Genomic DNA, 19,309 nt, shown 5'->3' on the forward strand with positions numbered 1-19,309 from the left:
AATGGTGTATCTATAAAAAAAGGCGTTTCGCAGCATGACCACGAAACGCCTTTATTAATATTCAGTTATGCCTGTTCTGATACAGACTTCCAGTCTTCGATGCCATATTCTTTGGCTTTTTCATCAAATCCTTTTAGTACTGCATCATAGGTCTTCTGGGAGATCTCGGGGAGTTTGCCGCCCCAGGTCTCTTCAGCCTGTTTGTATCCCTTAAGGAATGCATCACGCATATTTTCAAGCTTAGAAGGATCGCCGCCGGTGATAGCTGTTGCAAAGTCAAGGATTCTCTTGGAAGTCTCTTCAACGCTCCAATAACCACCTTCTGCGATATCAGCCTGAGCCTGTGCCTTGGTTTCAGGATCAACTGTGAAGTCACCCTTTGCAAGGAACTTCCAGATATCATCAGAATCACTTCCAAAAACAGAAGTAGCATAAGCTCCGGTCTGCTTACTCATCATCTTGTTGACAATGTTGATGAGGTTCTGCTTCTGAGCTTCCTGATCAGCCTTTAACTGCTGAACAAGAGCGGTGTTGGGTTTGTAGGTCTTCTTGGAATTGTCGACTTTGGCACTATCTGATTTTTCATATACTACGCCGCTGTTTTCAGAAGAAGATTTTACTTCCTCTGCAGTATCCTTTTTAGTTGCAACGGGGGATGCTTGATAGTTGCCGGTGTTAATAGAAGATACACTGTTAATTGATTCTACACTCATAATTGGACTCCTTTCCACGAACTCATTGCACCTGCCTGTGCATTACGAGTGCGTATTTTAGATAATACATCTATCCTCTTTGGCATATGCTCTTCCAGTATAGAACATAATACTGCCCAAAAAGGTTATACTCCTACATTCTCATTATCGGATGCAAAAGACTAAAACTTTATAGCTTTTTAGGAAAAATTCAGGCATGGAAGCCGAACTGCGATATTTGTGTTAGAATTGAGGTTGAAAGAAGTATTATTATTCTGTCCTACGGGGTCTATGTACCGCTGTAGAGCCTTCGAGGATACTGCAGTAATCAAGTAGACAGTTAAAGTGGATAATACTAAGTGAAAGTGAGGAAATATGATCACAAGAAAAGCATATGCAAAGATAAATTTAGGTCTTGATGTTACAGGAAGAAGAGAGGATGGATATCACATCGTCCGCATGATAATGCAGAATGTTGATATTTACGATACCCTTACATTTGAAAAAAATGACCTTGGCAAAATAAGACTTACAGCTAATAAAGACACAATCCCAACAGATGAGCACAATCTTATCTATAAGGTATGTGCCCTTTTGATGGAGAAGTATGATATCAAAGAAGGCGTGGATGTGCACCTTGAAAAAAGAATACCTGTTGCAGCAGGAATGGCTGGCGGAAGTACAGACGGGGCAGCAGCTTTCTATGGTATGAAGGAACTTTTTGATCTTCCTATTACCAAGGAAGAGATGTGCGAGATGGCTGTAAAGCTGGGCGCAGATATTCCATATTGCATCATGGGAGGGACCATGCTCTCTGAAGGTATCGGAGAAGTTCTTACAGCTCTTCCTGATATGCCTGATTGCTACATCCTTGTAGGTAAGCCGGATATTAACGTATCAACCGGTTGGGTATATACAGAGCTTGACAGCAAAGAGATTGAATTCCATCCGGACATAGACGGAATGTGCGATGCTATAGGAAGTGGCGATCTTGGCGGCGTATGCCAGCGACTTTCCAATGTACTTGAACCTGTTACTAAGAGTAAATATGACATTATAGGCAAGATCGAAGCACTTATGGAAGACGGCGGCGCAGTCAGATCCATTATGACAGGAAGCGGCCCTACAGTATTTGGAATCTTCGATGATGAAGCTAAGCTTAAACAAGCTTATGACAAAGTAAAAGAAAGCGGCTATTGTCCGGAACTGTTCATGTCAAAGCCGGTAAATCCCAAATACTAATACTTACTAACTTAAACTACCCACTTGCACGGACCTGCAAAGACTTTGCGAATGCCGGTCTGTCCAAGTGGGTAGTTTGTGTTATTGGTATAAAGTAAGTGTACTGACTCATTCATATTTGATTAAATATGAACGAGTCAGCATGCTAAGAATCTTAGCTTGCTGTAAATAATCTATTAAAGATTTCGGATGTTATCTTATTGGCATTTTCATGCTTGGAAGTGTCCTTTACATAACTTAATAAGCTTTTATGAAGGGCATATGCTTCCTTAACATTAGAAGTTATAAGCCTTGGAATATCGGAGGTGCAGACGAGTATATAAGCGTCTGTACCTTCTATTTGTATCTCGTATAATAGTCCTAAGCGGTGACTTCTGCTGGCATTGTCTATAGTAGCGACTATAGGTTCTATGTTTGTATCATCAAGAATAGTAGATCTTGACGCTGTCACGATCTCATACCAGTTAGGTTCAGAGTAGGTACGTGTGTTAAAGGTTTTAAGGGCAGGGCTTGCATCATCTATGGACAGGCCAAGTGTTCCTACAGCTACGGGCTTATTCATGCTCTCTGAGATACTCTTGAACATAGGATAGCACCAAAAGTCAGTGCAGTAGGTACCGGCAATTGAATTGGTATTCTCCCTATCCTTTAGATATAGAAGGACATTGTGACCTTCTTGTACCTTGCTGATAGCTGCTGCGGCGCTGGTTGTAACATATGGGTCATCTGCAAAATCTGTGGCAGCAGATGATATGATGCTTTCCGGTACCTTAGGATATGAATAAAGCGTATATGTATTAGCTGCAAGGATGTTATCAGAACTATCTATAAGATACAGCCTAAGTTCTAATCGTTCAGGCGCAGAGCCTTCCGGGAAGTTTAGGGCTATCCTAGGAAGTGTGATCCTTCCCTGCGATTTAATAAAGGGAACTTTAATAATAGCACTATCACAGCATATCTCGTTACTACGGATAATGATATCATTGTATGATGCCGTATTATCATTCCTATTATAGACAGTAGTCTTATTACAGTCAGCATTTATATTACTGTCAGTATTTTTATTGCAGTCAGTATTCTTACTGCAGTCAGCATTTTTATTACATTCAATATTCTTATTACAGTCACTTTCGTTAGGGTAGGAGATCAGCATAGCCTTAAAGATCATATCAGGATATATGGTCTTGTCATAATAGGCTATCATCGGCTCAAAGGTGAAGCTTTCACCGGGGGTATGGATATAGCTTCTAAACCTTGCCATCACTACGATATCGTCCCATGACTGTCTGAACTTTTCAGGGGATATAAGGCCTTTATTTTCCATAAGAGAATTAAGGATTCCTATAAGGGCTGTTCCCTGTCCCGCATAGTCCTGAAGATCCAGAAGCTGGGTTCCTGCAAGGTATCTGGATGCAAGTGCATCCTCCATCTCATGCTTATAGCATTGCATGGCAAGTGCTCCGGAATTTTTGAAAAACTTCCCGGCATTTGAAAAAAGCCCCATCCTAATGGCATTATCTTTGAGAGCGGCGATATTGTAGGCTTTGAGAACTCCTGTGTAGTGATCTATCTCATCGTAGTCAGGATAGGTCTCGAACTGACCTGTTTCATGGGAGATGACAGGTATGTGAGGGATCAGTTCCTCCTTTGATGTAAGAGCAACTTCCTTGACAGTAGTACCAAACTGGATGGTGGTTGTAGATGCAGGTTCTGAAATATCAGGTTCTGGGTCATTAGATCTTGATCTATCTGCCTTAGTACTGTCTGATTCTAAAATACCTGCTGTATTGTTTATATTATTTTGTTCCGTGATAAGATCTGGTCTTATATTGGCATCATAAGTATAGTCTGCTCTTGGAGGCATAGTCTGGATATGTCCAGAAGGCCCGTCGCACAGGGCATAGGAACCTCGTATGAGCCTGTCTGTGGAAAAGCGTACTCCTACAAAGAAGTCATCTTCCGGCTGGATGTTGGGTGAGAACTGGAATGTATTGGAGCCCTGAGTATATAGAAGGTCTGGATTGATCATCTTAAATCCTGCAAGGAGCTTACCAAGAGCCTTGGGATTACCCCAAAGTTCGTTGCCACATCCAAACATGCAAAAAGAAGGGTGGGATGCAAATAAAGATATCATGCGATATCCTTCCATGGTAAGGTACTGCTGCATTGTAGCATCATATCCCTCTTCATCTTCCATGAGCCAGGAACCCCATATCTCCATCTCACTCTGTATCACGATTCCAAGAAGATCGGCAGCAAGAAAGGCAGCATCAGGCGGTGTACATGAATGGAATCTGTAATGATTGATTCCCCATCTTCTTGATATCATCATGTCATATAGCCATCCACATGCGTTCATAGGAGCAAAGCCGGTCATAGGAAAGAGAAGACCGCAGTGCCTTCCTCTTAGGAAAATAGGACGGTTGTTTAATAGAAGATCATTGCCATCTGCTTTCAGACTTCTAAGTCCGCATACAGCTTTGGTGCTGTCAAGGACAGATCCGCTTTCATCGCATAGATCTATATCAAAAACATACAGGTAAGGAGTGAATGTATCCCATTCAAATACACCCTTATCTGAAGCAGTAAGGTCAAGCTCATAGGTAAAAGAACATATGTTAGTATCTGAGCAATTATCAGAAATACCATCATGGGTATTACCAGAGCAATTATCAGAAATACTATCATTGTTATTATCTGAATCAGTTTTTATATAGCTGGTATATGCATATTTGGCATTTATATGCTTAGTATCTGCATGGTCAAAAGATTTAGAATCAGTGCTGGAAGACTCTGTAAATTCCTGAGGTTTAAGAATATCTTCTGTTATCTCAAGATATTCTTTTAATATATCATAATCAGTTCCCTTGGCGGCAATGCTTATATCATCTCTGAACTTCTTAAACTCAGATGGATCAGCATCCTTATTTAGATACTTGTCCAGAAGCTTACATAAAGAAGTCTGGACTTTGATATTAACCTTATCTGAAGGGAAGTTTTTAGCTACATTTATAGTAAGATATGCTGACTTCTTGTCATAGTCAGCTTTTACGCTTGCAGATACGATATGAGCCTTATTGGTGCACTTAATATACACATCTCCAAGGATACCGCTCCAGTTGGTCTGAGTATCTTTGGATGTCAGGTGCCCACCTGGGCATGGATAGTTCTTGTTATCTATTTCTATCTGTATGAGGGTATCTTCTCTCGTGAGATATGAAGTGATGTCATATATGTGAGGTGCTATAAGAGAGTCGCACCTTCCTACAGGCTGTCCGTCTATATAGAGCTTGGTGATACGGCTCCTTTCTATACTAATAATATATGAATCATATCCTTGTGGTATAGTCATCTGCCTGCTTAGCATTACTGTGCCGCTGTATTCATGCTCATCTGTAAGATTACCTGTATCACGTTCTTGTGTATGCGGCGCTATTTTTGATGCCTGAATTGTCCCCGGAACAGACAGATTGGATGAAGGAATATCTGTTCCTTCAAAAGAGCAGTTAAAGCTGTCATTTAACGATATTATCATGTTAATGCTCCCCCTGAATGCAATTAGTCTTTGTATGCAGTACCCGCTTCATTTATAATATCATCATGATGTTTAAGATACTATTACTAATAATCCTTTGTACTTAGCAAAAATGACCATTTATGTTAGTGACATGATTTAAACTCGGGAGGAACTTATGGTAGCAAATGAAAACTGGGAAAATGTAAGGATACTTGGAAGGACTCCGGTGACAGATACTGGGCTTGAGCTTATCTGGTCAGGAAGCGGCGTCGAATTTATATTTAGAGGTTTAGAGCTTGGGATCGAGATAACAGGAGGAAATTCTGTATATCAGCCGTGGATAAGTCTTATCATGGACGGCGCCTGGATCATGCATATGCCGGTTCAGGAAGGTACAAACAAAGTCATAATGCTCAAAGGACTTGATCCATCTACAAGCCACAACATCAGAATTATAAAAGAGACGCAGGCAATGCCTGATGATCCTGACTCTTTTGTCATATTAAATTCTCTGTTATATGACGGCGAGGTATTAAAGACACCGGATTATAAGTACAGGATCGAATTTGTCGGAGACAGTATTACAAGCGGCGAAGGTCTTATTGGAGCCCATGATGCTATGGACTGGATAAGTCCTTATTTTAGCACCATCAATCATTACGGTGTTAAGACAGCACATAACCTTAATGCTGAATACAGGCTTATATCACAGAGCGGATGGGGAGTTTCCTGCGGCTGGGACAATAATATATATAGTACACTTCCCCTTGTATATGAAAGCGACAGGTGTCAAAGGGGCGTATCAGATCATGACTTTAATTCCTGGAAAGCGGACGCTGTAGTTATTAACTTAGGAACCAATGATGAAGGAGCTTTTAGAAGCCCGGAATATGTAGATCCTGAGACGCTTGCAGTTTATAAGAAGACACTTAAGGATGATGGAAGCTATAGAGATAGTGATATAGATGTTATCAAAAAAAGCGTTATATCTTTTCTCAAAACGCTAAGAAAGGATAATCCGGATGCGCAGCTTGTCTGGGTATATGGGATGATAGGATATGGTCTTGGACAGTATCTTGAAGAAGCTGTAAATGAATATGTAGATGAGACGAAAGATGCCAAAGCATCCTATCTGGCGCTTCCGGATACTGAAGGTGAAGGATTTGGTTCAAGACAACATCCCGGCGCCATTAGTCATGCAAAATCTGCAGAAATAATATCTGCTTATCTCAAGGAAAAAATTTAAAAACCGATATAAGTAGATATAGAGTATTTCTGTATTTGATCATGGCAATTATTTAGCCATATGGTGTCAAAAGGAACTTTTGACATCTACCTCATTTGTATGAATTAAACGGATTTAGAATTCCTTGAAGGAGCTATAATGCCTGATATTAAATGCGTTACAGATAGGAACAATTTTGATTATGATTTGTATACCAAGATGTACAAAAGCAGTGAGACTGATCCTTTGACCGGTCTTCTTAGCATCTCATCTTTTAGAAGGTTCTCTAAAATTATACTTGGAGAGGTCAGAGAACACGATTCAAGGACTATTGTATTTATATATATAGATATCAGGGATTTTAAGGGCATTAATGAAGAGTTTGGATTTGAACAAGGCGATGAAGTATTAAAGAGCTTTGGAACTATAATAAAAGAAGTTTTCTATGGAAGAACCTGTGGCCATTTTCTTGCCGATCATTTCGTTGTTATGTGCTTTGAGGATGAAGCGCTCAGAGGTATCGAAGAAGTTCAAAGAGTACTTCATGAGATGTACACTTTTAGGGAGATCATGTTCGATGCCGGAATATACAGACTTGAAGATGTTCACGAAAGTGTCATGAATGCCTGTGACAGAGCCAAAGATGCCATGGACGCCATTAAAGGCGTATATTCTCAGAATGTTCGTTTCTATGATGATGAACTGGGATTTAAGATCCGTAGAAAAAGATATATCATAAATGAACTTGATAATGCCATAGCAAATGGCAATATTCAGGCCTGGCTTCAACCTATAATGAGAACATTGTCAGGAAGGCTGGCTGGATTTGAAGTTCTTGCAAGATGGAATGATCCTATATATGGATTTATGAATCCTGCAGAATTCATAGGTATTTTGGAGGAATGCAAGCAGATCTATAAACTTGATATTGCTATTGTAAGAGCTGCATGCAGGACTTTTAACAGATGGTATTCCCAGTATGGGACTGCGGTGCCTTTTTCAGTTAATCTTAGCAGGATAGATTTCGAGATGTGCGATATCTTCTCTGAGATCAAGAAGGCTGCTTCTGAATATGATGTGGATCCAAAGTATATACGTATAGAGATAACCGAGTCTGTTCTTATGCGTGAACCTGAGTTCATGAAAGAAGTTATAGCCAAATTCCATGAAGCAGGTTATGAAGTGTGGATGGATGATTTTGGAAGCGGCTTCTCTTCATTGAATGTTATGAAGGAGTTTGATTTTGATCTTATCAAGATCGATATGACTTTCCTTCGTACATTTGATGATAAGTCCCATATTATCATTCCGGCTATTATCAACATATCTAAAAAGCTCGGCAAGAAGACCCTTGCAGAAGGTGTTGAGACCAATGAGCATGTAGATGCTCTCCGCGAGTGGGGATGCGACATGATGCAGGGATATCTGTATCATAAGCCTGTACCGCCTGATGATGAATATATTCATATATTCGGCCAGAATCCTGAGACTGCAGAAACGGATCATGACAGAAAGTTCTATGGTGAAGTCAGCTATGCTAATGTGCTCGACTCGTCTATTTTTTCTAAGATAGTAAGACCTGATGGAACTAAGATGAGGACTTCACGAGCTGTTGCTATCGTAGAACTTAAAGATGATATGTTTAAGCTCATGTATACCAATGAGGCATTTCGATATACGATCAGTCAGGTTGATATAGACAGCGTAGAACTTGCCCAGAAGTATCTTAATGATAACAGAAGACAGTACTATCATAAGATGCGTGAGCTCTTCCACTCACTGTCTCATGATAATGATGTTGTTGCACAGGATTTTATATTATGCGGAGAACTGTTTGTTATCAGAGCCAAATTCATTGCCAGAGACACTGAAGAGGGCAATGACAGAATGATGGGTATCATAACCCTTGAGAATATATCGAGATCTCCTTACCTCAAAGAGCAGAAGATGGTAGACTATGCCCTTCGTGATATCGTTAAGATCTTCGAAAGGATAGATCTGTGGCATATTGATGAGAATTATGCTGAGGTGGTATATAACAGCGCTAATTTCTTCGTGGAAACAGGAAGACCGGCACTTGACTACGGAATGGAGATGTTCATTCAAAAAGAGGTATATCCCAAGGATAGTGCCAGATACAGACAGTTCATGAATTATAAGACTATATTGGACAGGATACATTCAAGCGGGATGGGATTTGTATCAGAGAACTTCAGGTTCCGTGATAAAAACGACCGTGACAAGTTCATCTGGAAGACCTTCATAATGGTGGATGCTTCTACTCATGATGAAAGAAGGGTCTATGCCTGCATAAGGCCTAGCGATTCACCTGCACGTATGAATGGCTACCAAAGCTTCCTTGAAAATAAGGGCGATACATTGTCATGACCTCATACTTTAGTCCGTGAGCTTTGCTCAAATGAAAGTACCATTACGGACTGATATGTATTACAATAAGATGACGTAAGAGTAAGATTAAATTTTGGAGATACCCCATTGCCTAAGGTAATGGGGCATTAGCTGTGGATAAAAGTTGGATTTGTAGAAGAATTACCTGTTTACACTAATACTTATAATGGAGTTTATTTTATGACAAAAGAATCTGTGCTGGATACAAGAGTCAGCATCATAGTCCCTGTTCACAATGCAAGTGATTATATAGAAAGCACTATCAAAATGGTGGAGGTGCAGACCTATACCAACTGGGAGCTTATACTTGTTGATGATGCATCAACAGATGACAGCGTTGAAAAGATAACTAGTGCTATTGAAGAAAGCTCCTTTTCCCAAGAGCATTTTGTACTTATATTAAAAAACAAGAATGAGAAGGCAGCAGCTGCCAGAAATACAGGACTTGACGCAGCTTCAGGAAGATACATAGCTTTCCTTGATGCCGATGATGTGTGGCTGCCTGAAAAGCTTGAAAGAGAACTTGAGTTCATGGAAAAAGAAGGTGCCTCTTTTGTATTCATGTCCTATGAATTCGGAGATGAGAATGCAAAGCCTACAGGTAAGATAGTTCATGTTCCTGACAGACTTGATTATAAGCATGCCCTTTCCAGAACTGTTATCTTTACATCAACGACACTTTTTGATACAAGACACCTTGATAAAAAGCATATATACATGCCCCTGATAGAAAGCGAAGATACAGCAACCTGGTGGAGTATATTAAAAACGGGTGTTATTGCAAGAGGCCTTGACATGCCACTTATAATATACAGAAGACCGGCCAATTCCCTTTCATCCAACAAGTTTGTGGCGATAAAACGTATATGGGGACTTTATAGAAAGATAGCTCATCTTAATGTGATATCGTCATTTGTACATCTTGTAGGATGGGCTTACAGAGCTACAGTCAGAAGGCTGTGATCTTATAGGTATATGGGAAGATTAGAATTATTGCTTGAGGTTAAAATATGCTTGAATATATCATTAAAATTTTTAACACTATAAAAGATAAAGATAAAGAGAAAGAGAGTAACGAAGAAGTGGTAATTATTGCAGGACTTGGAAATCCGGAAAAGAAGTATATTGGAACCAGACATAATGTTGGTTTTGCTACAATAGATGCCTTGTGTGACAAGTACGGGATCGAACTTACAGAGACTAAATTTAATGCTGCATATGGTAAAGGTATGATAGAGGGTCATAAAGTCATTCTTATGAAGCCTCTTACTTATATGAACAGGAGCGGCGAAGCTATAGGACCTATGTGCCATTTTTATAAAGTAGAACCTGAAAATGATCTCATTGTAATATCAGATGATATTGATCAGAATGTAGGTAATATCAGGGTTCGCCCCAAGGGAAGTGCTGGTGGACACAACGGTCTTAAATCCATAATCGCACATTGCCAGACAGATGGTTTTACCAGAATAAGAGTTGGTGTAGGCCGTAAGCCAGAGGGCATGGATCTTGCTGATCATGTACTTAGCCATTTTAACTCTGAAGAAGAAGTTAATCTTAAAAATGCGATAGATAACGCGATTGCAGCTATACCTGTAATCCTTGATGAAGGATGCGATATAGCTATGACCAGATTTAACCGTAAGGTTGTCTGATATCACGTTTTGAATCATAGATAATGTCGGCATCGTAAAAACGGTATTTAGTATATCTTTTGTTGTTTTATATAGAGAGAAAGAGGAATGATATGCGTGCTATAGAGGCACCACTGCAGGAACTGCCTGCTTTTACCGAACTTGATAAATATCTTGATAATCCATTTGCCTGCGCTGAAGTCATAGGATGCCTTGATTCTGAGAAGCTCCATATGATCAACGGACTTGGAAGCCAGGTCCGCTACCGCATAATCGTGACAGATTCTGATCTTAGAGCCAAAGAGATCTTCGAAGATTATAAGTTCTATGACAGGAATGTTACAGTATATCCTGCCAAGGATCTCATATTCTATCAGGTAGATATCCATTCCAATGATCTTACGCGCCAGCGTATAAGGACTATGCGCCGTCTTATAGAAGGCCGCCCTGTTACGGTAGTGACAACCTTTGCTGCTCTTATGAGTCCACAGATCCCTGCTGAAGTTATAAAAAGCAATATCCTTGCGCTTGATAAAAGAAAACCTGTAGATGAGCAGGATATAGCAAGAAAACTAGTAAACATGGGCTATGAGAAGGTATATCAGGTAGAAGGCCCCGGTCAGTTCTCCGTTAGAGGCGATATCATCGATGTATTCGACCTTACAGAAGAGAATCCTTACAGAATAGAGCTTTTTGGTGATGATATAGAATCCATGAGATCTTTTGACATAATGTCTCAAAGATCTCTTGAAAAGCTTGAATCAATTGAGATATATCCTGCTTCTGAGCTCATCCTTACAAGAGACAGGCTTGAAGAAGGCTTTGATAGAATAACAGCTGAATTCGAATCAAGATATGATCAGCTAAGGAAGGCTTTTAAGACAGAAGAGTCTGCAAGACTTAAAAAGTATATAGAAGAAAAGAAGGAAGAAGCTTTAGAATATGACAATATGTCAGGTCTTGAGAGCTTCCTTAGATACTTTGTAGATAACCCGTCTACATTCCTTGAACTGTTTAATAGCGGAAGTACTATGATCTTCATTGATGAGCCTTCTCATGTGCAGGCCCAGGCCAAGGCTGTATTTGATGAGTTCAGGGAGAGTATGATAAATAGAGCCGAGCAAGGCTACATACTCCCCGGGCAGATGGATCTTCTTTTTTCAGAAGAAGAGATAATAGCCAGGATGGGCAATGTCAGAAGAGTCCTTCTTGAATCAATCCCGCTTCCTGCATCCCAGAATCATTATGAGCCCGGAAAGAGCTTCGAGATCCATACTCAGACTATTGCTCCCTATAATAACAGCTTCGATCTTCTGGTCAAAGATCTAAAGAGCTATAAAAAGAGAGGCTACAGAGTCCTCATCCTCTCCGGATCAAGAACAAGAGCTAAGAGAATCGTAGAAGATCTTAGGGACAATGAAGTCAGCGCTTCATATAGTGAGGATCCCGGGCGTGTACTGCAGCCTGGCGAGATCATGACCTATTATGGCCGTATATTAAAGGGATTTGAATATCCTGATATTAAGTTTGCTGTTATATCAGAAAGTGATATCTTCACAGAGCACAAGAAGAAAAAGAGAAAGAAAAAGAAGGGCATGTCCGGAGAGACTATATCCTCAATGGCAGACCTTCACCCCGGCGATTATGTAGTACATGAAAGCCACGGACTTGGTATCTACAGAGGTATCGAGAAGATAGAGACTGATCACGTGGTAAAGGATTATATCAAGGTCGAGTATGCTGGCGGCGGTAATCTGTACGTGCTGGCTACAGGTCTTGATGTACTTCAAAAGTATGCCTCATCGTCAGAAGATACCACGCATAAGCCCAAGCTCAACAAGCTTGGAAGCCCTGAGTGGAACAGGACCAAGGCCAAAGTTAGAAGCGCAGTTGATGAAGTAGCTCAGGATCTTGTGGAGCTCTATGCCAAGAGGCAGCAGACCAAGGGATATGAATTTGGACCTGATACTGTATGGCAGCAGGAATTTGAAGATGCTTTCCCTTATCAGGAGACTGAAGATCAGGAAGCTGCTATAGAAGCGGTCAAGGCAGATATGAGATCTCCTCGTATCATGGAGAGACTTATCTGTGGTGACGTAGGATTTGGTAAGACTGAGATCGCTATAAGAGCTGCCTTTAAGGCTGTTCAGGACAGCAAGCAGGTAGCAGTACTGGTGCCTACGACTATCCTTGCTCAGCAGCACTATAATACTTTTTCTGAGAGAATGAAGGACTTCCCTGTAAGAGTGGACATGTTGTCCAGATTCAGGACAGCCCGTGAACAGAAGAAGACCGTAGAAGATCTTCGTAAAGGCCTTGTAGATATCGTCATAGGAACACATAGACTATTGTCCAAGGATGTCCAGTACAAAGACCTTGGGCTTCTCATAGTAGATGAGGAGCAGAGATTCGGTGTAACTCATAAAGAGAAGATCAAGAAGATCAAAGAAAGTGTAGACGTACTGACCCTGTCAGCTACGCCTATTCCCCGTACTCTTCACATGAGCCTTGTGGGTATCAGGGATATGAGCATCCTTGAAGAAGCTCCCAATGACCGTCAGCCTATACAGACCTTCGTATGTGAATATAACGAAGAGATGGTAAGAGAAGCTATCGTAAGAGAGCTTTCAAGACAAGGCCAGGTATACTATGTTTATAACAGAGTCAATGATATAGCGGATGTAGCAGCAAGGATACAAAAACTGGTACCGGAAGCAAGCGTAGCTTTTGCCCACGGTCAGATGTCTGAGCAGGAACTTGAGAAGATCATGTACGACTTCATAGACGGAGATATAGATGTACTGGTATCTACTACTATCATAGAAACAGGACTTGATATATCCAATGTTAATACCATGATCATCTCTGATGCTGATAAAATGGGTCTGTCACAGCTCTATCAGTTAAGAGGCCGTGTAGGAAGATCCAACAGGAATGCCTATGCCTTCCTTATGTACAAAAAGAACAAGATGCTCAAGGAAGTTGCAGAAAAAAGACTCTCTGCCATAAGAGAATTCACAGACCTTGGTTCGGGATTTAAGATCGCTATGCGTGATCTTGAAATAAGAGGGGCAGGTTCACTTCTTGGAAGGAAGCAGTCCGGACATATGATGGCAGTAGGCTATGATATGTACTGTAAGATGCTCAATGAAGCCGTTCGCAAGAAAAAGGGCCTTGAGTCAGCATATCCTGAAGACTTTGATACATCTATAGACCTTGACGTAGATGCTTATATTCCTACTAAGTATATCCTTAATGAAGAGCAGAAACTTGAGATATATAAGAGGATCGCTAGTATCGAAAACCTTGGCGAAGCTGATGATATGAGAGATGAGCTTCGTGACAGATTTGGAGAAGTTCCGGACAGCGTAGATAACCTTCTTAGAGTTGCTCTTATGAGAGTCAAGGCTCACAGCCTTTATATGCGCGAAGTTAAAGGCGGAAGTGGTGAGATAACCTTTGAGATACTTAGAGAAGCTAAGATAAAGAGTGAGAATATACCACTTTTATTAAAACATTACAAAGGGAAGCTATCATTTAAGTCTAAAGGTAAGGTTATGTTCATCTATACATATAAAAAAGATGAAAACCAGAAAAAAGCAGAGCAAAATCTGCTATGCGATACAGAAAAGCTCCTGACGGATATGGAGCATTCACTTTTAAATATTTGAATATAGGAGATGAATTAATAGCTCTACAACTGACTGTACCCACGGGCAAGCCCGTGGGTACAGTCAGATTGTTCTACGCCATAGCTACAGACCGTAGCTTTGTTGCCTGCTTCTGTATATACGATAGTGGTATATCATCTGTTCCGAGATTATCAAGATCTGTGCTCAGCCGCGTCAGAAGATTTCTTGAAGCTGTAAGATCGTAGGTTTCAATTGAAAGTCCTGCCATTGCAAACATAAGTGTAAGTACGAATACATTTCTTATCTTCTTGTCACGTATGAAGACAATATCAAAGGGAATCTCTCCCAGATCATTACATATGGTATATGTGTATTCTCCTTTAATATCTTCAATATCTGTTTCCGATTCAAGTATCATGTACTGATCATATCCTGAAAACAGGATAGTAGAATAAGTCTGAGCATCCTGCTCACCTAAAAAGGCGATAATGTCCATCTGACCATCCAGAGATACTCTGTAAAGAGTTATTGTCTGACCCATGCCTAACCTCCTAACAAAATAAAAACGCTCTATATTTTAAATCGGCAGTTGGTTATGAAAAGTTTATTGTTTTTTGAGAGGATGTAAGCAATAATTAAATAGCAATTACTGCTTTTGAATAATAAAATGTAAAAGCAGAATCGATCATGTGGGAGGAAATCTAACAAATGAGCTATTCTAATCTTCAAAATGGTAGCGATATCCGTGGTATTGCTATGGACAACGAAACCGGTGCTTCTGTCAATCTTACCAACAAGGCTTCTAAAGACCTTGCCGGAGCTTTTGCCAAGTGGCTTTCTAAAAGGAACGATAATAAGAAAGTAAAAATTGCTCTTGGAAGAGATTCAAGACTTACCGGAGAGGCTCTTTTAAAGGCAGCTGCAGCAGGAATTATCGCACAAGGTCACGAGGTATGTGATTTTGGTATTGCTTCTACACCTGCTATGTTCATGTCAACGGTTCTTGCTTCCGATGAAGATGATGCAGCTACTTTTGATGGAAGTATCATGATAACTGCAAGTCACCTTCCTTATTACAGGAATGGTCTTAAGTTCTTCACTAAAGAAGGGGGACTTGAAAAGGGCGATATCAAGGAGCTTACAGAGCTTGCTGATAAGATCCTTGCGGAAAATCCCGAAAAGTCCGTAGATACAAGTAGTGCAGATATTAAGAGCATAAACTTTATGGATACATACGCATCCTATCTTCAGAAGAAGATCAGAGACGGCGTAGGTAAGGGCGATAAGCCTCTTGAAGGACTTCATATCATAGTAGATGCAGGTAATGGCGCAGGCGGATTCTATGTTACCAAGGTTTTAGAGCCTCTTGGAGCAGATACGTCGGGAAGCCAGTTCCTTACACCTGACGGAAGATTCCCTAACCACATTCCAAATCCTGAGAACAAAGAGGCAGCAGAGTCTATCAAGAAGGCAACTCTTGATTCAAAGGCAGATCTTGGAATCATATTCGATACAGATGTAGACAGAGCAGGTGCTGTACTTCCAAGCGGCAAGACTCTTACAAGAAACGATCTTATAGCAGTCCTTTCTATGATCGCTCTTTCAGAGCATCCAGGAACAACGATCGTTACAGACTCTGTTACTTCAGACGGTCTTCATGACTTCATCGAAGCACATGGTGGCAAGCACAAGAGATTTAAGCGTGGCTACCGCAATGTTATAGATGAATCCATAAGACTCAACAATGAAGGGATCGATTCTCAGCTTGCTATAGAGACAAGCGGACATGGCGCTTTTAAAGAAAACTACTTCCTTGATGACGGTGCATATCTTATGGTCAAGCTCCTTATCGAGATGGGTAAGGGCAAAAAGCTTGAAGAGATGATCAAAGATCTTTCAGAGCCTTGCGAAAGTGATGAAATAAGATTCCCTGTATATGCAGACAAGATCGAAGGAGGCGACCTTCAGTCCAATGGTGACCGTATTCTTAAAATGCTGGAAGAAGCTGCAGGCAAGGTAGAAGGCTGGTCACTTCCTGAAAGTAACTACGAAGGCGTCAGAGTTAATACTGATAAGGACCACGGCGATGGATGGCTTCTTCTTAGAAAGTCACTTCATGAGCCTATCATGCCCCTTAATATCGAAAGTAACACAAAGGGCGGAAACCTTATTATGGCAACTAAGCTAAAAGAGATATTGGCAGGTGAAGATACACTTGATCAGTCACCTCTTGATGCTTTTATTGGCAAATAAAAACGAAAGGGTCAGATTTTTTAGGCAATGATTAAGAATGTCCTAAAACGTATTCCTGATCCGGCATTATTCAATTTTTGGAGGGAAAAATGCTTTACATTGGAGTTGATTTAGGTACATCTGCAGTTAAGCTTCTGCTGATGGACGAAAAGGGAGACATTAAGAACATAGTTTCAAAAGAGTATGAACTTCTCTTCCCGCATCCGGGCTGGTCTGAGCAGAGACCTCAGGACTGGGTAAGTGCTGTAAAAGAAGGCATCAAGGAACTTGTTAAGGATGCTGACAAGAGTCAGGTTGCAGGTATCGGTGCAGGCGGACAGATGCACGGACTTGTAGTTCTTGATAAGGATGATAACGTACTTAGACCAGCAATTCTTTGGAATGATGGCAGAACTCAGGGCGAGACAGACTATCTTAATAATGAGATCGGCAAGGATAAGCTTTCTGAGTATACAGGCAATATCGCATTTGCAGGCTTCACAGCACCTAAGATCCTGTGGATGAAGAACAACGAGCCTGAGCTTTTTAACAAAATTGCTAAGATCATGCTTCCTAAAGACTATATCAATTATGTACTTACAGGCGTTCACTGCACAGACTATTCTGATGCTTCAGGTATGCTCCTTCTTGATGTCAAGAACAAGAAGTGGAGTAAGGAGATGCTTGATATCTGCAGCGTTACAGAAGATCAGATGCCAAAGCTCTTCGAAAGCTATGAAGTAGTTGGCACTCTTAAAAAAGACGTTGCCGACGAGCTCGGACTTTCTGAGAATGTTAAGGTATGCGCAGGTGCAGGTGATAATGCAGCAGCTGCTATCGGAACAGCTACTGTTGGAGCAGGTGCTTGTAACATATCTCTTGGTACATCAGGAACTATCTTCATCTCATCAGATAAGTTCAGCGTAGATGACGGTAACTCACTCCATGCATTTGACCATGCAGATGGTAAGTTCCACCTTATGGGATGTATGCTCTCAGCTGCTTCCTGCAACAAGTGGTGGATGGAAGAAATCCTTAAGACACAGGATTTTGCAGGCGAGCAGGCTCCTATCTCTGATGATAAGCTTGGTCACAACCATGTATATTATCTTCCATATCTTATGGGTGAGCGTGCTCCTCACAATGATCCATATGCAAGAAGCTGCTTCCTTGGTATGACTATGGATTCCAGCCGTGCTGATATGACACAGGCAGTTCTTGAAGGCGTTGCATTTGGTATGAGAGATTCTCTTGAAGCTGCTAAGGCTATGGGCATCAAGGTTGAAAAGAGTATGATCTGCGGCGGCGGAGCAAAGAGCCCTCTTTGGAGAAAAATCTTTGCTAACGTTATGAACATAGAACTCACAATTCCTGAAACAGAGCAGGGACCGGGATACGGCGGAGCTATCCTTGCAGCAGTAGGATGCGGCGAGTACGCAAGCGTAGATGAAGCTGTTAAGAAGCTTATCAAGGTTACAGGTTCTACAAAGCCTGAACCAGAGCTTGCAGCTCTTTACGAAGAGAGATATCAGACATATAGAAAGCTTTATCCGGCACTTAAGGGCCTTTTCACAGAGATGAAGGGATGATTGGAGGTATTGTATGAAGATTTACAGCGTAACAGACAAAGAATTTGCAAAATACGGCAGAATCGTAAACGGAGTAGAGGTAGATCAGATCCTCAAAACTCTTACAGAGAAGACTCCATGTCCTGAGAATGCTCCTGACTATGTAGCAGAAGAGCCCGAGCTTCAGTCTCTTCCTCAGGCCAAGGTACTTGCTGATACACTTTTTGGCGGTATGCCTGCTCAGTTTGGCTGGTGCAATGGTCACAATACAAAGCTTAACTGCTTCGAATATCACAGAAGCAGTGAGTTTAACCTTGGAACAGAGGATTTCATCCTCCTTGTAGCTACAGAGTCTGATATCGATGAGAACTTCCACATCGATTCTGCAAAGACTATGGCATTCAAGGTTCCTGCAGGAGTACTTGTAGAAGTATATGCAACAACACTTCACTATGCACCTTGCCAGGCACACAAGGACAAGGGCTTTAAGGTTCTTGTAGCTCTTCCTCAGATGACCAATGTTGGAAATGCTATACCTAAGGCAGGATGCCCTGAAGACAGACTCCTTTTTGCCCGCAACAAGTGGCTTATCGCTCATCCTGAAGCTGGAGAAGTTAAGGACGGAGCATTTGCTGGTATCGACGGCGAGAACGTTGATATCAAAGATCTTATTGACTAAAAATATAAAAAAACTTGCGCAAATATACTCTATATAAGTTCAATAAGACATTAAGGCCTTCGGTTTTCCGAAGGCCTTCTTAAATTAATGACTTATTTTTGTATGGAGGCTAAGTGGGAATAACGATATAATGAAAGTATAGTAGGTATTTGCGAAACTCATTAAAAGTTTAGATGTAACCTTAACAAAAGCATTCTGGAACGCTTTTGTTGAGGGCAAAGACGTGAACTGGGCTGATAAATCTTATCTTAGGCGCACTTGAATAAGGCTGATGCCTTATTAAGTTGGTAAGCCCTATGCTATGAGGGGCTTGAGGCTTCTGATGTATTCATGGTGATGAATTTTGTCAGCAAGTACTACAGATATAAGCTGAGTGATTCCTGCAAGTATCAGATCAGCATGCAGAGTCTTCTCATTTTGAGTGCGGCGTCCAGCCAAACAAAGATTATCCTTCATATGGTTGATATCGCGCTCCACGG

General features: G+C 41.0%; 12 protein-coding genes and 1 pseudogene. 9 read left to right on the forward strand and 4 right to left on the reverse strand.

The features are described from left to right. Positions 1-65 precede the first annotated feature (65 nt). Positions 66-713: a hypothetical protein gene (locus BMX21_RS02325; RefSeq protein ID WP_092040862.1), complete on the reverse strand. Its 648-nt coding sequence runs from the start codon at positions 711-713 to the stop codon at positions 66-68. A gap of 354 nt (positions 714-1,067) precedes the next feature. Between BMX21_RS02325 and ispE the strand changes: the two genes are divergently transcribed. Then, complete coding sequence (gene ispE, locus BMX21_RS02330; protein WP_027218995.1) at positions 1,068-1,934, forward strand: 4-(cytidine 5'-diphospho)-2-C-methyl-D-erythritol kinase; 867 nt, start codon at positions 1,068-1,070, stop codon at positions 1,932-1,934. Positions 1,935-2,088: 154 nt separating this feature from the next. On the opposite strand, the gene BMX21_RS02335 is transcribed toward ispE, so the two are convergent. Beyond that, positions 2,089-5,469: a glycoside hydrolase family 2 protein gene (locus BMX21_RS02335; RefSeq protein WP_092040865.1), complete on the reverse strand. Its 3,381-nt coding sequence runs from the start codon at positions 5,467-5,469 to the stop codon at positions 2,089-2,091. A 157-nt stretch (positions 5,470-5,626) separates the two neighbouring features. Here BMX21_RS02335 and BMX21_RS02340 point away from each other — a divergent pair, with 157 nt between their 5' ends. From BMX21_RS02340 to mfd, 5 genes are all read left to right on the forward strand, one after another. Further along, positions 5,627-6,697, forward strand: coding sequence for a GDSL-type esterase/lipase family protein (locus BMX21_RS02340; protein WP_092040869.1), 1,071 nt, complete (start codon positions 5,627-5,629; stop codon positions 6,695-6,697). A gap of 138 nt (positions 6,698-6,835) precedes the next feature. Beyond that, positions 6,836-9,064, forward strand: coding sequence for a GGDEF domain-containing phosphodiesterase (locus BMX21_RS02345; RefSeq protein ID WP_092040872.1), 2,229 nt, complete (start codon positions 6,836-6,838; stop codon positions 9,062-9,064). Positions 9,065-9,265: 201 nt separating this feature from the next. After that, complete coding sequence (locus BMX21_RS02350) at positions 9,266-10,048, forward strand: glycosyltransferase family 2 protein (protein ID WP_092040875.1); 783 nt, start codon at positions 9,266-9,268, stop codon at positions 10,046-10,048. 119 nt (positions 10,049-10,167) lie between these two features. After that, a complete protein-coding gene (gene pth / locus BMX21_RS02355; RefSeq protein ID WP_027203243.1) occupies positions 10,168-10,740 on the forward strand; it encodes an aminoacyl-tRNA hydrolase in 573 nt (190 codons plus the stop codon). Positions 10,741-10,832: 92 nt separating this feature from the next. Then, on the forward strand, positions 10,833-14,390 hold the full coding sequence (gene mfd / locus BMX21_RS02360) for a transcription-repair coupling factor (protein WP_092040879.1): 3,558 nt from the start codon (positions 10,833-10,835) through the stop codon (positions 14,388-14,390). A gap of 73 nt (positions 14,391-14,463) precedes the next feature. Here the strand turns inward: mfd and BMX21_RS02365 are convergent, their stop codons facing one another. Then, positions 14,464-14,892, reverse strand: a complete 429-nt coding sequence (locus BMX21_RS02365) for a hypothetical protein (protein WP_092040883.1) — start codon at positions 14,890-14,892, stop codon at positions 14,464-14,466. A gap of 167 nt (positions 14,893-15,059) precedes the next feature. Here BMX21_RS02365 and BMX21_RS02370 point away from each other — a divergent pair, with 167 nt between their 5' ends. From BMX21_RS02370 to BMX21_RS02380, 3 genes are all read left to right on the forward strand, one after another. Then, positions 15,060-16,604: a phosphohexomutase domain-containing protein gene (locus tag BMX21_RS02370; protein ID WP_027203240.1), complete on the forward strand. Its 1,545-nt coding sequence runs from the start codon at positions 15,060-15,062 to the stop codon at positions 16,602-16,604. Positions 16,605-16,693: 89 nt separating this feature from the next. Then, complete coding sequence (gene xylB / locus BMX21_RS02375) at positions 16,694-18,172, forward strand: xylulokinase (protein WP_092040889.1); 1,479 nt, start codon at positions 16,694-16,696, stop codon at positions 18,170-18,172. A gap of 13 nt (positions 18,173-18,185) precedes the next feature. After that, positions 18,186-18,830 carry a DUF4867 family protein gene (locus BMX21_RS02380; RefSeq protein WP_022753704.1) on the forward strand — a complete coding sequence of 215 codons (645 nt, stop codon included), beginning with the start codon at positions 18,186-18,188 and terminating at the stop codon, positions 18,828-18,830. 294 nt (positions 18,831-19,124) lie between these two features. Here the strand turns inward: BMX21_RS02380 and BMX21_RS02385 are convergent. Next, positions 19,125-19,309: pseudogene (locus tag BMX21_RS02385) on the reverse strand (ISNCY family transposase); the annotation flags it as partial.

It is taken from the genome of Butyrivibrio sp. TB (assembly GCF_900110805.1).
Taxonomy (GTDB): domain Bacteria; phylum Bacillota; class Clostridia; order Lachnospirales; family Lachnospiraceae; genus Butyrivibrio; species Butyrivibrio fibrisolvens_C.

Excerpts from the sequence above, each read along its gene's own strand:
- ispE (WP_027218995.1), top strand. The coding sequence starts at position 1,068 with ATGATCACAAGAAAAGCATATGCAAAGATAAATTTAGGTCTTGATGTT.
- BMX21_RS02365 (WP_092040883.1), bottom strand. The coding sequence starts at position 14,892 with ATGGGTCAGACAATAACTCTTTACAGAGTATCTCTGGATGGTCAGATG.
- BMX21_RS02370 (WP_027203240.1), top strand. The coding sequence starts at position 15,060 with ATGAGCTATTCTAATCTTCAAAATGGTAGCGATATCCGTGGTATTGCT.
- BMX21_RS02325 (WP_092040862.1), bottom strand. The coding sequence starts at position 713 with ATGAGTGTAGAATCAATTAACAGTGTATCTTCTATTAACACCGGCAAC.
- xylB (WP_092040889.1), top strand. The coding sequence starts at position 16,694 with ATGCTTTACATTGGAGTTGATTTAGGTACATCTGCAGTTAAGCTTCTG.
- BMX21_RS02340 (WP_092040869.1), top strand. The coding sequence starts at position 5,627 with ATGGTAGCAAATGAAAACTGGGAAAATGTAAGGATACTTGGAAGGACT.
- BMX21_RS02350 (WP_092040875.1), top strand. The coding sequence starts at position 9,266 with ATGACAAAAGAATCTGTGCTGGATACAAGAGTCAGCATCATAGTCCCT.
- BMX21_RS02345 (WP_092040872.1), top strand. The coding sequence starts at position 6,836 with ATGCCTGATATTAAATGCGTTACAGATAGGAACAATTTTGATTATGAT.
- BMX21_RS02380 (WP_022753704.1), top strand. The coding sequence starts at position 18,186 with ATGAAGATTTACAGCGTAACAGACAAAGAATTTGCAAAATACGGCAGA.
- mfd (WP_092040879.1), top strand. The coding sequence starts at position 10,833 with ATGCGTGCTATAGAGGCACCACTGCAGGAACTGCCTGCTTTTACCGAA.
- BMX21_RS02335 (WP_092040865.1), bottom strand. The coding sequence starts at position 5,469 with ATGATAATATCGTTAAATGACAGCTTTAACTGCTCTTTTGAAGGAACA.